Raw genomic sequence first — 14,104 nt, 5'->3', positions numbered from 1 at the left:
GCCTAGAGCGCCGGCTTAGCTTGGCTGCCGAGAAAACTCGCCAGCTCAGCGTGCTGGGGTAACGCGCTCAAGGTACCATGTCGCGAAATCGAAATGGCTGCAGCGGCCGCGCCGACACAACCAGCCGCACGAATATCCTGTTCATTGAAGGACAGCCAGGACCGCCCTTTGCGAAAAAGCGCTGCAAGCAGCGCGCTTTGATACGTATCTCCGGCACCGGTAGCATCAACGACCGTGCAGGGCTTGGCGGGAAGGTGAACGTCCTCTTCCTCCCCTTTATGCCGCTGGAAGACAGCGCCGTCTTTTCCCATCGTTGTGATGATGAAGGTGGTCGCTGGCGTTTTTCCTAAGTTTCCAGGGGTCGGCTCTGCGCCGTGCGTACGTGCTGGTAGATAATAGGCCTGTGCTTCCATCTTGTTGACGAAGACCATCGCGGCTCGCGGAAGAAGCTGCGCAAACTCAGCGCGTACTGGAGAGGGGTTAAACACAACCGGCATGCCCTTCTTGTGCGCTGTTTCAAACAGCTCGGTTGTTGTGACGGCACCGAGGTTGCCCTGGAGCACCATCACATCGCCGGGGACCGCCTCAGCCAAGACCGGCAAGATTGTTGGCGCGTCCAAAGCTTCTGCACACTGATTAGTGGTGATGATCGCGTTGCCACCATCCGGTGTGGTCATCACAACAGACATGTCCGTGGCCGCCGTGGGGACGGTAACGAAACGGACGTCCATGGGTTCATGTGCCAATGCCGCTCGGACGGTTTCAGCGCGCGCATCCTCGCCCAGACCGGCTATCAGGGTGACGTCAACGCCGGCGCGCGCCAGAACGATTGCTTGGTTTGCGCCTTTGCCGCCCACATCGCGGCTGCGCGGAGTTGCGTGAATAGATTCGCCCTCGACCGGCAAGGCCTCCACGAGGAATGTCTCATCTACAACGGCGTTACCGATGACGTAGGCGCGCATGCGAGATGAACCCTCTTCGCTGAGTTACGCTGGTCGCGGCTGTCGCAAACCATGCTGTCGGGTCGTTGGCACCAGGCGTTTCTCCCTGGACAAACGTCTTAAGCAAATCGGTTGACATTTGTCGCAGTTCCACGTGTTAATGCGTTTACTAAACCGCTTTACAAGAGGTCAAGCGTTTGTCGCGTAACCGGCACAGTCTGAAGGATGTCGCCAAGCGTGCCGATGTGTCGGTGGCAACGGTTTCGCGCTATCTGAACGGCTTCCTCGAGCTGCCGAACCGCACACGTGAGCGGGTCGACCGCGCCGTCGCCGACCTTGATTATCGGCCCAATCCTCATGCCCGCAGGCTGAGCCTTGGAAAATCCGACACTATCGCACTGATCATTCCGGACATCGCCAACCCGTTTTTCTCTCGCATGGCGGCAGCTATCGAAGCGTGTGCGGCCGAGCGGGACAAAATGGTAACGCTGCACGCGACTATGAATCGGGCTGACCGCGAGATGGCGGCGCTCGATAACGCCCTGAGGAACTTGGTCGACGGGCTGGTTTTCATGACCAACCACATGCCTTCGCCGAAGATGGCGGAGATGATCAATCGGTTCTCGCGCGCGGTCATCCTCGATGAAACCATTGAGGGCGTCCGCGCTCCGCACATCCTGTGTGATAATGAACAAGGCGGCTATCTGGCGGGCAAACGGCTTCGCGAGGCAGGCCATAAACGGGTCGCTTATTTCGGCGGTCGTGATGATCTGGCTAGTACCTCGGCGCGTCTTCAGGGTCTGCAACGCGGGCTTGGGTTGGAAACACCCTTGCGCAGCTACGCGACCGAGCATGCGGCCGCTTCCGGGCGAGAATTGGCCCAGCGCTTCCTGCGGGAACGCGACGGTGAAACGGCTCTGTTTGTCGGCTCTGACGAGTTGACTGTAGGCGTGATGGAAGTCTTCGGCGAGCGCAGCGTTCGAATTCCAGAAGACATCTCACTGGTCAGTTTCGACAATGTACGGTCTCTCCATCTGTTCGCGCCAGCCATCACTGCCGTTGAGCAGCCCGTGGACGCTATGGGCCGTCGCGCCGTGCAGATGCTGATCGACGGACAATGGGACGACCCGCGCTTTCTGGAAAGCCGGGTTGTCATGCCCGTACAGCTCATCGATCGTCACTCGGTGAGTTCGCCGCCCGTTTTTGCCCCCCCCAACCACAAGAAAGCCTCAGCAGAGGCCTAAACAGGAGACTGACAATGACATCCAAGCTGAGATCAACACTGCTTGCAGCGACCGCCGCCCTCGGCCTTGCCGCGGCGCCCGCGCTGGCGGACGAAACATTCGCTCTGGTCCAAATCAACCAGCAGGCGCTGTTCTTCAACCAGATGAACGAGGGTGCAACCGAAGCTGCGGCAGGCATGGGCGATGAGCTTGTGATCTTCAACGCCAACAACGATCCGGCGGCCCAAAACAGCGCTATCGAGACCTATATCGAGCAAGGTGTGGATGGGATCGTTGTTGTCGCAATCGACGTCAATGGCATTATGCCCGCTGTCGAGCAGGCGGTGGATGCGGGCATTCCCGTTGTGGCCGTTGATGCGGTGCTGCCCGAAGGACCTCATGCGGCCCAGGTTGGCGTTGATAACGCCTCCGCTGGCGCCATGATGGGCGAGTTCTTCCTTGAGTACATGGCGGCCGAGATGGGTGGTTCGGCCAAGGTTGGCATCGTCGGTGCACTGAACTCGTCGATCCAGAACATTCGCCAGGCTGGGTTCGTTGAAACGATTGAAGGCGCTGACGGCGTTGAAATGTCGACGGTCGTCGACGGCCAGAATGTTCAGGACATCGCGCTTGCTGCGGCTGAGAACCTGATCACCGCCAACCCGGACCTTGATGCGATCTACGCAACCGGCGAACCGGCACTTCTTGGCGCAATCGCCGCCGTCGAAAGCCAGGGGGCGCAGGACGACGTGAAGGTCTTTGGTTGGGACCTGACGGTACAGGCTATCAGCGGTATCGAGGCTGGCTACGTTGTTGCCGTCATCCAACAGGACCCCTCGCAAATGGGTGCGACAGCGGTTGAGATCCTTGGTGATCTTGCTGGTGGCGGCTCCACCGAAGCGAATGTCGCGGTGCCGGTTACGATCGTCACTTCCGACAATGTGGACGATTTCCGCAGCATCTTCGAGTAATGCTCGCTTCTCCCATAAACAGCAGCAAGCCGGAGGGTTCCGTACCCTCCGGCTCACCCGGTGGCGCCAACGTGCCGCCGCGTATCGCTCTGCGCGGCATTCGCAAGACCTTTGGTTCTATCGAGGCGCTGCGCGGTGTCGATCTTGAGATTCAGCCGGGAGAATGCGTCGGGCTGATTGGCGATAACGCCGCTGGCAAGTCGACCCTGACAAAGATTATTTCCGGAACCTACATCGCTGATGCCGGTACGATCCATGTCGATGGCGAGCTGGTCCACTTCTCAAACCCGTCAGATGCGCGTGCGCGTAACATCGAAATGGTGTTTCAAGACCTTAGCCTGTGCGACCATATCGATGTCATGGGAAACCTGTTTCTGGGCAGGGAAGAGACCCGTTGGTCCTTTCTCAACAGCGCATCGATGAAAACGCATGCGCGTGCCATGCTTGATGCACTCGACATCCGAATTCCGAAGCTCAACGCCAAAGTCGCGCAGTTATCGGGTGGACAGCGTCAGGCTATCGCCATCGCGCGTGCAGCGTCGTTTGAGCCACGCGTTCTCATCATGGACGAACCCACGTCCGCGCTTGCGGTCGCCGAAGTCGAGGCCGTGCTTCGGTTGATCAACCGCGTGAAGGCGCGCGGTGTTGCGGTCATTCTGATCACCCACCGGCTGCAGGACCTTTTCCAGGTCTGCGACAAGATCGCGGTGATGTATGAAGGGACCAAAGTCGCCGAGCGCGCAATTGCCGACACCAATCTCGAAGACCTTGTCCGACTGATTGTTGGAAAAGGGGAAGCCTTGTGAGCGTCATCTATACTGAGCGAGGTGAGGGCTCCGCCCTGGCGGATTTCATCGCCGAGCACGCGCAAGTGCTTTCGATTGCGTTCTTCTTTCTGGTTTGCGTCATTTTCTTTTCGCTGATGACAGACGTCTTCCTGACGCCGCGCAACCTGCTCAATGTTTTGCGCCAGGCCGCGCCGATCCTGATCGTCGCTGTGGCGATGACGTTTGTGATCATCACCGCTGGCATCGATCTGTCGGTCGGCTCTCAGGTCGCCCTCGTCAATGCCGCCGCAGCGATCATTCTGTCGATGGGCGTCCCATGGCCAATTGTCGTGATCGCCATGCTTGTCTTCGGCGCCTCAATCGGCTTCGCGCAAGGCTGGTTTGTGGCCTACCAGGGCATTCCGGCCTTTATCGTCACGCTGGCCGGGCTCTCAATTCTGCGTGGTGCCGCGCTCTACATGACGCAAGGTTTCTCCATTCCGATCAGCGATGTGCCCGGTTTTTTTGCGCTGGGGCGCGGCACGCTCATGGGCATCCCGATACCAGCAATCATTGCTTTGAGTATCGCGGCCATCGGCTGGCTCGTCCTCAGCCGTAACCTTTATGGCCGGCGTGTTATCGCTGTGGGTTCCAACCCCGAAGCGGCACGGCGTGTCGGCATGCCAGCCAAGGGAACGATTACGACCGTCTATATGCTCACGGGCATCGCTTCGGCTATCGCGGGCCTTCTTATCGCTGCCAGGCTTGGCTCCGGTTCGTCCAATGCGGCGGTCGGCTTCGAACTGCAGGTGATCGCGGCGGTGGTACTGGGCGGCACATCGCTGTTCGGTGGGCGCGGTTCGATATTGGGAACGGTGCTTGGCACGCTGACCATCGCGGTTATCGGCAATGGGCTGATCCTGATGCATATCTCCCCGTTCTTCACGCAGATCGTGACGGGTGCGATTATCCTGATCGCTATCTGGCTGAACACGCGCATCTTCACAGCGAGCTTCTCGTTCAAATCCAAGGTGAAAAACGAGCGTGAAAGCGGAACGGGGGCATCTACCCGTGCAGACCCTGTCGAGCCGTCGGCACAAACCCAGAGCGATGGATAGCAGGGCCATGCAGACGATTTCCAGCAATGATGGCCGGGCAATCGAGGACCTGTTCGGACGGCCCAAAGCCCTGATCGGAATGATCCATTGCCCGCCGCTACCTGGCGCGCCGCGCTATCGCGGTGCGAGCATGGAGATGATTATCGACGCCTGCCTGCGCGATGCGCAGGCGCTTGTTTCCGGTGGCATGCATGGGCTGATCGTGGAAAACCATGGCGATATCCCCTTTTCGAAGCCCGAGGATATCGGGCCCCATACCGCCGCCTGCCTGTCGGTCATCGCCGACCGTCTCAATCAGCGTTTTGCGGTGCCCCTTGGCATCAATGTTCTTGCCAATGCGCCCATCCAAGCTTTTGCCACTGCCTGTGCGGCGGGCGCAAACTTCATCCGCGTGAACCAGTGGGCCAACGCTTATGTGGCCAATGAGGGGTTCATGGAGGGCAGGGCGGCTGAGGCCATGCGGTATCGCTCGCTGCTGCGCGCCGAGTGGATCAAAGTGTTCGCCGACGCTCATGTGAAGCACGGCAGCCACGCCATTATGGCCGACCGTTCGGTGGCAGAACTTACGCGTGATCTGGCGTTCTTTGATGCCGATGCCGTCATCGCAACGGGGCAGCGAACGGGCGACAGTGCGACGCTCGATGAACTGAAGGAGGTGGCCAGCGCCACCCATCTGCCGGTGCTTGTCGGTTCTGGCGTGAACCCGGACAATGTCGGTGAAATCCTCTCGGTGGCGGACGCGGTGATCGTTGCGTCGTGCCTCAAGGAAGGTGGGGTTTGGTGGAATCCGGTTGAGCCGGAGCGGGTCCGAGCGTTTGTAGATGCCGCCAAGCCTGCCCTCGACGGGGTTGCATGAGCCTTTCCGGCACGATCCTCGAACGCAATGAAGCGGTTTTGAACGCGATGCTGACCCATCGCTTTGTGGAGGATGTCTGCGCCGACGGGTTACCCATTGAGGTCTTCAAGCGCTACCTCGCCTACGAGGGTGCATTCGTTGAGACAGCCATTGCAATCTTCAGTTTTGCGACAGCGCGCGCGCCTGACATGGACGCCAAACGATGGATGATTGGCGTTCTGGACGCGTTGGCCAACGTGCAGGTGCCCTATTTTGAGGAGCGCTATCGCACGTTGGATATCGAACGGCCGGACACTTTGCCGGACGATGCTCGCGCCTTTGATACGGGCATGCTTGAACTTGCCGAACAAGGCAGCTTTCTTGACATCCTGACAGCGATGTTTGCGGCGGAATGGATGTACTGGACGTGGTGTAAGCGCGCTTCGAAGATCGACCTTTCCAACCAGGACCTTGCTGCGTGGATCAGGCTGCATGTCGATGATGCGTTCGCTGCCCAAGCGCTCTGGCTCAAGGACGCAATAGACCGCTACGGGGTACCTCAGGATAGTGATCGTCTTTCCCAGGTCTTTGGCACGGTGACAGCGCTCGAAATACGCTTTCACGATGCGCCCTACGTCGTGAAGGACGTCGGATGACCCATAGATTTTCCAGTACCGTCATGAGTGTATTGGGGCCCGTCTCGGCTGACGGACTTGGCCCGACCTTGATCCATGAGCACATCCTCAACGATTGCACATGCTGGTGGCGGGGCTGCGATCCGACCTTCCAATCGCCCATCCGCGATGTGCCGGTGACGCCCGATATTCTGTGGCAGCTACGGAATGATCCGTTTGCAAACAAGCACAATTGTGCGCTTGACGACGAGGCGCTTGCCATCTGTGAGATTGGCTTGTTTCGCGGCGAGGGCGGGCGGACGATTGTGGATCCGACCTGTCAGGGGATTGGACGCAATCCCAAAGCGCTCCAGCGGATTGCCAAGGCAAGCGATCTCACCATCATCATGGGGTCGGGCTACTATCTGGAAAGCTCGCACCCCGATCACTTAGCTTCGATGAGCGCGGAGGATGTTTCGGCGGAACTGATTGCCGAAGCGACAAATGGCGTCGGCGATACCGGCGTGCGTATCGGCCTTATCGGTGAAATCGGCGTGTCCGCGGACTTCACCAGCGAGGAGCGCAAATCCTTGCGCGGCGCGGCTATGGCTGCGGTCGAGACGGGTTTGCCATTGATGGTTCATTTGCCCGGTTGGGAGCGATTGGCGCATGAGGTTCTCGATTTGACCGAAGCTGAAGGCCACCCGTCCGACCGGGTGATCCTGTGCCATATGAATCCCAGCTTTGATGATGTGCCCTACCAAACATCGCTGGCTGAGCGCGGGGCTTTCATTGAGTTCGACATGATGGGCATGGACTTCTGGTACGATGATCAACAGGTCCAATGCCCAAGCGATGAGCCGACTTGCCATGCGATCGTCCGGCTGGTCGAAAAAGGTTTCGGCGCCCAGGTACTTTTATCGCAGGACGTCTTTCTGAAGATGATGCTTTGCCACTATGGCGGCAACGGATACGCGCATGTATCCCGCTTTGTCCTGCCGCGCCTTGCGCGCATGGGGCTGTCGCCTGACCAACTCACCATGTTGATGGTGGATAATCCAAGGCGCGCGCTGTTGCAGCGCATCGTATCCTAACGCAGCCTGAAAGGAGCGAAACCGATGCCCAAAGTCCTTCTTGTCGGAGAGAGCTGGGTCAGCGCCGCAACCCACTTCAAGGGGTTCGATCAATTCGGAAGCGTGACGTTCCACACGGGCTCCAAACCATTCCTGAAGGCGATGGCGGCCGAGGGTATCGACGTGACGCACATGACGGCGCATGACGCCGCCGAAGACTTTCCGCTGACAATGGAAGGCCTTGAGGCCTATGACGTGATCATGCTGTCCGACATTGGCGCAAACACCCTTTTGCTGCATCCCGATGTCTGGCTTCGCGGTCAGCGCGTGCCGAACCGCGTCAGGCTGTTGGAACAGTGGACCCGCAAGGGCGGCGGCTTGATTATGATCGGGGGCTACTTTTCCTTTCAAGGCATCGATGGACGTGCCCGCTGGCACAAAACGCCCGTCGAGACCGCCCTGCCCGTGACCTGTTTGTCATCTGACGATCGGCTTGAAATTCCAGAGGGAACAACGCCGGTCGTGGATCAGGCTAACCATCCTATTCTTAATGGTGTGCCAAGCGACTGGCCCTACCTTCTGGGGATCAATGAGGTCGCACCAAAAGAGAGCACCAGCCCTATCCTCAGCCTGCCTAAAGAGCAGAATGGCCTGCCGTTGCTCGTCGCGTGGATATATGGCGAAGGGCGCAGTGTTGCCTGGACGTCGGACATGAGCGAACATTGGTTGCCGACGCCGTTTGTGGAATGGGCGGGGTATCAGAGGCTCTTCGCCAACATGGTACGCTGGGCAGCTCGGACCATCTAGATCAATGCGATCAGCCGGTTGGCAGCGGGGAGTTTATACGCAGATTGGATAGCGCCTAACCGGCATTGGCCCCTTGCTATGAACAGCTGACGACGTGGCCTGACGGTCTAAAGGCTTGTGCCCATCAAATCAGGATATCGTTTGCCAGATCGGCGCGTGTGGTGTTCTCGATGGTGAATGTGTTGGGTCCGAAGGTGAAGACGACGTCGCCCGCGACATCGGCGGCGAAGGACAGCGCGCCGTTGACGCTCGCGAAACCGAAGGCGGTCAGATCAAGCTGGTCGATATCATCCTCGAAGTCCGTGACGGTGTCATTGCCATAGGCTGGCGCGAAGATGAACGTGTCGACCCCCGTGCCGCCCGTCAGCGTGTCGGTGCCGGTACCGCCATCAAGGGTGTCATCATCCTCGCGGCCCTGCAGCGTGTCGTCACCGGCACCGCCCGACAGCTGATCATTGCTCGCACCGGCCTGGATGAAGTCGTTGCCGTCCTCTCCCAACAGGGTGTCCTCGCCGAAGCCGCCGAACAGGAAGTCGTCGCCGATCCCGCCCTCGAGCAGATCATCGCCCGAGCCTGACGAGATGAAGTCGTTGCCCGCCTGACCGCGGGACGTGTCGTCCCCCGCGCCACCGAACAGGCGATCATTGTCGCCACCGCCGTTCAGCGTGTCATTGTCCGCCCCACCCGCCATGACGTCATTGCCGGCATTGCCCGACAGCACATCGATGCCGCCGCCGCCATTGAGATTGTCATTGCCGTCGCCGCCGATGAGCGCGTCATTGCCGCCACCGCCGGTGAGGATGTCGTTGGAGGCTCCGCCATCAAGGGTGTCGTTACCCAGTTCGCCGTTGAGATTGTCGAAGTCCGCACCCCCAAACAGCCGGTCATCGCCATCACCGCCATTGAGGGTATCGTTGCCCGCACCGCCGATAAGCAGATCATTGTCGTCGCCACCGTTCAGCGTATCGCGACCACCGCCGCCATTGAGGGTGTCCTCACCGGCATCGCCGTCAAGCGTATCCGTCCCGCCACCGCCATCGAGGGTGTCATTGCCATTGCCACCGCTCAACCCATCGGTACCGGACTGACCGCGCAGCGTGTCATCGCCTTCGCCACCATCAAGGGTGTCATTGCCGACATTGCCATTGAGCGTGTCGTTACCAGCATCACCGTTCAGCGTGTCCGTGCCGTCGCCAGCGCTGAGCACATTGGTCTCGCCATCACCAACCAAGATGTCCGCGAAGGCTGAACCTATAACGACTTCAACCTCGCTAAGCGTGTCGCCTTGCGCGTCTCCGCCTACGCCTGGTGTGCCGTCGAGAAAGACCTGAACACCCGCACTTGATTGGGAATAGTCCGCAACATCCGTTCCGTCCCCACCCTCGAGGGTATCTGCGCCACCGCCGCCTGCCAGCGTGTCATCGCCGTCTTCACCAGAAAGGATGTTGTCGTTTGCGTCCCCGCTCAAACTGTCGTCGTGGTCGGTACCGGAGATATTTTCAAAAGCGGATAGTACGTCACCTTCAGCGTCACCTCCTTGACCTGTGCCAGCCGACAGATCGACCGTTACTCCGCTGGGGGAGCTGGAATAGCTGACGGTATCGCCAATCACTCCGTGCAAACCGCCGTCCAGATCATCGGCACCGCCTCGGCCTTCGATCACGTCGTCGCCATCGCGCCCGTCGAGATCGTTCGCATCGTCATTTCCGCGGACCGTATCGCCACCGCTTCCGGCGCTGACGTTCTCAAAATCCCGTATGGTCGCAACCTGAAGAGCGAACAGGCCGGAAGGAACGAAGACCTCGGTTTCGAGGTCAACCCGAAATCCACTTGAGAATGTCTCAAAGGCAAAGGTGTCCGTACCGTCGCCACCGTCGAACAGCGTCAGGACCCGTCCCACCGTTCCGATGCCAGCCTGACCAACACCGATGATGCCGTAGCCGATGGTATCGTCGCCATCTTCGCCGAAGATCCGATCGGTGCCGGGAGCGGGAAAACCGTTACCGGTTCCGCTGAGAAGCAGGATTGTATCTGCCCCATCGCCGCCAAAAATCTCGTTGTTGCCGGAATCGCCAAACAGAACATCGCTGAAAGCGGAACCGATGATGTTTTCAAAACCGCTTAGCATGTCGAGGCCCGCGCCCCCGGTGTTCTGCTGCGCGGTTTGTGCAAGATCGACGAGTACGGCCTGGCTCGCATTGGCGTACGAAACCGTATCCTCGCCGCCGCCGCCGTCGAGCAAATCGTTGCCGTCGCCTCCCTCAATCGTATTGGCGCCCGTATCGCCGGTGAGAGCATCGTTGAAGTCGGAGCCGATCAGGTTCTCGATATTGATCAGCGTGTCGAACCCGCCTGCTTGCGTTTGCTGCCCAGACCCTTGAAGGGTCAGGTCGACAAAAACAAAGCCCTGGGCATCTTTGTAGGAGACAGTGTCGCCAACGGTGTCATGGGTGCCGCCATCCACCGTATCGTCGCCCAGCAAAGCGACCAGCACATCATCGCCAGCCCCGCCCTCCAGCGTATCCTCGCCTTCGCCACCATCGATAAAGTCGTTGCCCTCGCCGCCATCGATCGTGTCATCGCCCATCTGGCCGAAAAGCTGATCGTCCCCGGTGCCGCCGTAAATCCGGTCATCTCCACCAGGTCCGACGGTGCCAGGATTGGCGAGAGTGAAGGGCTGAAACTCGCCGTAGATGACATCATCGCCCTCTTCGCCGTCCAGACGATCATCGCCGCCCGTGACAACTGAGTTATCCTCCACGCGATTGGCATCTCCCACGATGAGATCATCGCCGGTTCCGCCGTCGATAATATCATTCCCGCCAAAAAGCTGGGCGCTGCCGTCAAGCGTCGCCACGTCGCCGTAAAGCCGGTCATCACCGCCGCCGCCATCGATGATGTCGGCCCCGCCGTTGAGCGTCAGGGTTCCGGCATTTCTGGTGAACAGAACGTCGCCAGTAATTGTGTTGCGTCCCACCCCGCCGGTGAGGGTGTCGTTGCCGAAGTTGGCGGTTCCGCTGCTGCCTTCTAGCTCCTCCACGTCTCCGATGATCTGGATGCGCGCAAAGGACGGACTGCCCGGGACGTCAGGTGAGATATCGGTGATCGTATCCCCTGCAAAAACCGTGACCACGGTTCCGCTTATCGTCTCATCCTGGGTATCGCCAATCGCTCGCGTGACCCGCACGCTGCCAAACGGTTGGCCAAGATCGGGCGTGTTGATGGTGATGGTGTCGCTGGCGCTTGCTTGGCCTGAAAAAAGGCCGCCAGAAAAATCACCGGAGAACGTCCCAAACCCTGTGAACAGTATCGTGTCCGGCGAGGGGGCAATGCTGTTCCCGACGCCATCGGCAGCAAAACCATCCTGATCGCCCGCAAGGGTGATCATGTCGGACTGGTTCAGATAGGCCGAGGTGATCCTGGAGAAGGAGTCGATGAAGAGATCGGGGTTCACCGCAAGCGGGCTTGAACCGTAGTCGATGACCATATCGATGCTGCCATCAACGCCCGTATCGAAGTCTGCGCGCTGCACCGAGCCGGCGGTTGGGGGCGCGCTCGTTCCATTGCCATAGACGAACGTACCGATCAGCGTGACGCCCAAGTCGCCATTGCTGCTTGTCCAGGCAAAAGTTCCGACCGTGCTCGACGTGATCGAACCGATCACTGCGCCAGAATTATCAGTGAGGCCCCAGCGGAAGGTGCTGAACGGCGTTACGCTTCCGACCGGTGACGTGATGGTTGCCATGTTTTTCGCCCCTTAACTCGCCATAACGGCTGCGGCCGTCCGTCGACGTGTACCCAAATCCCTGGCACAGGAGCGTTGCAGACTAAACCTTGCAGGTCCACCGCCATTGCTGTGATCTACGTTACGGAACGTTCGAACTTTGGGCGCAAACGCAGGCGGCTACTGTTGCGTTTGCGGCGGGCTGCGCAGGAAGAGAATAAGGTTTTGACCGTCACCGCCGAAAGGCGTTCCGGTTGATCGGTGAACGTTAGGCGCGGCTGATCATGCCGCGCGACCTCGGCGCGGGAATAGGTGACGACCTTCCGGACGCGGCATCAGATCAAAATGTCATCGGCAAGCTGCGCTTGGGTGGTGTTCTCGATCGTGAAGGTATTGGGACCGAAGGTGAAGACCACATCTCCTGCCACGTCGCTTGCGAACGACAGCGCGCCGCCGACGCTGGCGAAGTTGAACGCCGTCAGATCCAGTTCGTCGATGTTGTCCTGGAAGTCTGTAACTGTGTCGTCGCCGAAGCCCGATGCGAAAACGAAGGTATCAGCGCCCGTGCCGCCTATCAGCGTATCAACGCCGGAGCCTCCATTCAGCAGGTCAGACCCCTCTCGCCCTTCCAGCGTGTCGTTGCCTGAACCACCGAACAGGCTATCGTTGCTGGCGCCCGCTTGCAGAAAATCGTTGCCAGCTTCACCGAGCAAGGTGTCTTCGCCGAATCCGCCGAACAGGCTGTCATTGTCGTTTCCCCCTTCAAGGGTATCGTCCCCGGAGCCCGACGAGATGAAGTCATTGCCCGCCTGACCGCGGGAGATGTCATTTCCGGCTCCGCCGAAGAGCCGGTCATTACCACCACCACCGTTCAGGGTATCATTATCGGCGCCACCGGCCATAACGTCATTACCGGCATTCCCCGACAGCACGTCGATACCCCCGCCGCCGTTCAGATTGTCATTTCCGTCGCCGCCAATGAGAGAATCATTTCCAGCGCCACCGGCAAGGATGTCGTTCGATGCTCCGCCATCAAGGGTATCGTTGCCGACCTCACCGTTCAGAGTATCGAAGTCCGCACCGCCGAAGAGCCGATCATTGCCATCGCCGCCATTCAACGTGTCGTTGCCTGCACTACCCAGTAGAAGGTCATCATCCGCCCCGCCGTTGAGGGTATCGCGCCCGCCGCCGCCGTTCAGGGTGTCTTCCCCGACGTCGCCGTTGAGGGTGTCGGTTCCGGCCCCACCTTCAAGTGTGTCGTTGCCCTCACCACCATTCAGCTCATCGGTCCCATTCTGACCGCGTAGGGTATCGTTGCCGTTATCGCCATTGAGCGTATCATTGCCGATATTGCCATTGAGGGTATCGTTCCCACCAGAGCCAAAGAGTGTATCGGCTCCATTATTCCCGAGAATGATGTTGTCCGAACCATCTCCGGCAAGAATGTCGGCCAGGCCGCTTCCAAAAATGTTTTCGAACTCTGAGAAGGTGTCGCCAGTCGCATCACCACCAGAAGCCGAACTATTCAACAGGTTGATTGAAACAGCGGCTACACTGTTGGCATAGCTAAGCGTGTCATTGCCCGGTCCCCCATCAAGATTGTCGGCTCCGGGGCCGCCCTCTACAGTATCGTTACCTTCGAGTGCCCTGATTACATCGTTACCATTGGTACCCGACAAATTGTTCGCCTGGTCGTTGCCCAAAATTGGTTCGACATCATCATTAAGGATAGTCCCGACACCCCTATTGTCACCTGGATTCGCAACGGAGGCGTTTAGCGTCACATCGAGGAAGAACGTCTCGTCCACCTCAAAGTCTAATTCGCCAATGATATCGATGGCTACCGATGTGATGGTTTGCCCCGCAGCGAAGGCGATTGAGCCGTTCTTAGCGACATAGTCCTGTCCGGCGATGGCTGTGCCGTCAGCGGTGGCGAAGTTGAAGGTCAGGTCGCTGGTGGACGCTCGCGACAGCGACACCTCAAACACCGCCTGCGTCGTGCCGCCTGTGCCTTCGGTGATCACCGGGTCG

General features: G+C 59.3%; 10 protein-coding genes and 1 pseudogene. 8 read left to right on the top strand and 3 right to left on the bottom strand.

What is annotated here, in order from left to right; all coding sequences use genetic code 11:
* Window positions 1-2: 2 nt before the first annotated feature.
* Window positions 3-962: a PfkB family carbohydrate kinase gene (locus AAF739_10640; GenBank protein ID MEM6383120.1), complete on the bottom strand. Its 960-nt coding sequence runs from the start codon at window positions 960-962 to the stop codon at window positions 3-5.
* Between the two features lie 176 nt (window positions 963-1,138).
* Here AAF739_10640 and AAF739_10635 point away from each other — a divergent pair, with 176 nt between their 5' ends.
* The 8 genes and pseudogenes from AAF739_10635 to AAF739_10600 all read left to right on the top strand — a co-directional run bounded on the left by AAF739_10635 (window position 1,139) and on the right by AAF739_10600 (window position 8,349).
* Window positions 1,139-2,185, top strand: a complete 1,047-nt coding sequence (locus AAF739_10635; GenBank protein MEM6383119.1) for a LacI family DNA-binding transcriptional regulator — start codon at window positions 1,139-1,141, stop codon at window positions 2,183-2,185.
* 14 nt (window positions 2,186-2,199) lie between these two features.
* Complete coding sequence (locus AAF739_10630; protein MEM6383118.1) at window positions 2,200-3,135, top strand: substrate-binding domain-containing protein; 936 nt, start codon at window positions 2,200-2,202, stop codon at window positions 3,133-3,135.
* Complete coding sequence (locus AAF739_10625) at window positions 3,135-3,941, top strand: ATP-binding cassette domain-containing protein (protein ID MEM6383117.1); 807 nt, start codon at window positions 3,135-3,137, stop codon at window positions 3,939-3,941. Before AAF739_10630 ends, AAF739_10625 begins: the two co-directional genes overlap by 1 nt.
* Window positions 3,938-4,927: pseudogene (locus AAF739_10620) on the top strand (ABC transporter permease). Before AAF739_10625 ends, AAF739_10620 begins: the two are co-directional and overlap by 4 nt.
* Window positions 4,928-5,027: 100 nt before the next feature.
* Window positions 5,028-5,876, top strand: a complete 849-nt coding sequence (locus tag AAF739_10615) for a BtpA/SgcQ family protein (protein ID MEM6383116.1) — start codon at window positions 5,028-5,030, stop codon at window positions 5,874-5,876.
* Entirely contained in the window at window positions 5,873-6,511 is a 639-nt protein-coding gene (locus AAF739_10610) for a TenA family protein (GenBank protein MEM6383115.1), read from the top strand. The genes AAF739_10615 and AAF739_10610 overlap by 4 nt, the downstream gene beginning before the upstream one ends.
* Entirely contained in the window at window positions 6,508-7,563 is a 1,056-nt protein-coding gene (locus tag AAF739_10605; GenBank protein ID MEM6383114.1) for a phosphotriesterase-related protein, read from the top strand. The genes AAF739_10610 and AAF739_10605 overlap by 4 nt, the downstream gene beginning before the upstream one ends.
* 24 nt (window positions 7,564-7,587) lie before the next feature.
* On the top strand, window positions 7,588-8,349 hold the full coding sequence (locus tag AAF739_10600; protein MEM6383113.1) for a glutamine amidotransferase: 762 nt from the start codon (window positions 7,588-7,590) through the stop codon (window positions 8,347-8,349).
* Window positions 8,350-8,473: 124 nt separating this feature from the next.
* On the opposite strand, the gene AAF739_10595 is transcribed toward AAF739_10600, so the two are convergent.
* A complete protein-coding gene (locus tag AAF739_10595; protein MEM6383112.1) occupies window positions 8,474-12,094 on the bottom strand; it encodes a hypothetical protein in 3,621 nt (1,206 codons plus the stop codon).
* Window positions 12,095-12,408: 314 nt separating this feature from the next.
* Window positions 12,409-14,104: Calx-beta domain-containing protein (locus AAF739_10590; GenBank protein ID MEM6383111.1), on the bottom strand; the 1,696-nt coding region annotated here is incomplete at its 5' end.

It is taken from the genome of Pseudomonadota bacterium (assembly GCA_039024915.1).
Taxonomy (GTDB): Bacteria; Pseudomonadota; Alphaproteobacteria; order Rhizobiales; family MH13; genus MH13.
This window is presented reverse-complemented; position numbering and strand designations above follow the sequence as displayed.

Excerpts from the sequence above, each read along its gene's own strand:
- AAF739_10640 (MEM6383120.1), bottom strand. The coding sequence starts at position 962 with ATGCGCGCCTACGTCATCGGTAACGCCGTTGTAGATGAGACATTCCTC.
- AAF739_10630 (MEM6383118.1), top strand. The coding sequence starts at position 2,200 with ATGACATCCAAGCTGAGATCAACACTGCTTGCAGCGACCGCCGCCCTC.
- AAF739_10625 (MEM6383117.1), top strand. The coding sequence starts at position 3,135 with ATGCTCGCTTCTCCCATAAACAGCAGCAAGCCGGAGGGTTCCGTACCC.
- AAF739_10615 (MEM6383116.1), top strand. The coding sequence starts at position 5,028 with ATGCAGACGATTTCCAGCAATGATGGCCGGGCAATCGAGGACCTGTTC.
- AAF739_10610 (MEM6383115.1), top strand. The coding sequence starts at position 5,873 with ATGAGCCTTTCCGGCACGATCCTCGAACGCAATGAAGCGGTTTTGAAC.
- AAF739_10605 (MEM6383114.1), top strand. The coding sequence starts at position 6,508 with ATGACCCATAGATTTTCCAGTACCGTCATGAGTGTATTGGGGCCCGTC.
- AAF739_10600 (MEM6383113.1), top strand. The coding sequence starts at position 7,588 with ATGCCCAAAGTCCTTCTTGTCGGAGAGAGCTGGGTCAGCGCCGCAACC.
- AAF739_10595 (MEM6383112.1), bottom strand. The coding sequence starts at position 12,094 with ATGGCAACCATCACGTCACCGGTCGGAAGCGTAACGCCGTTCAGCACC.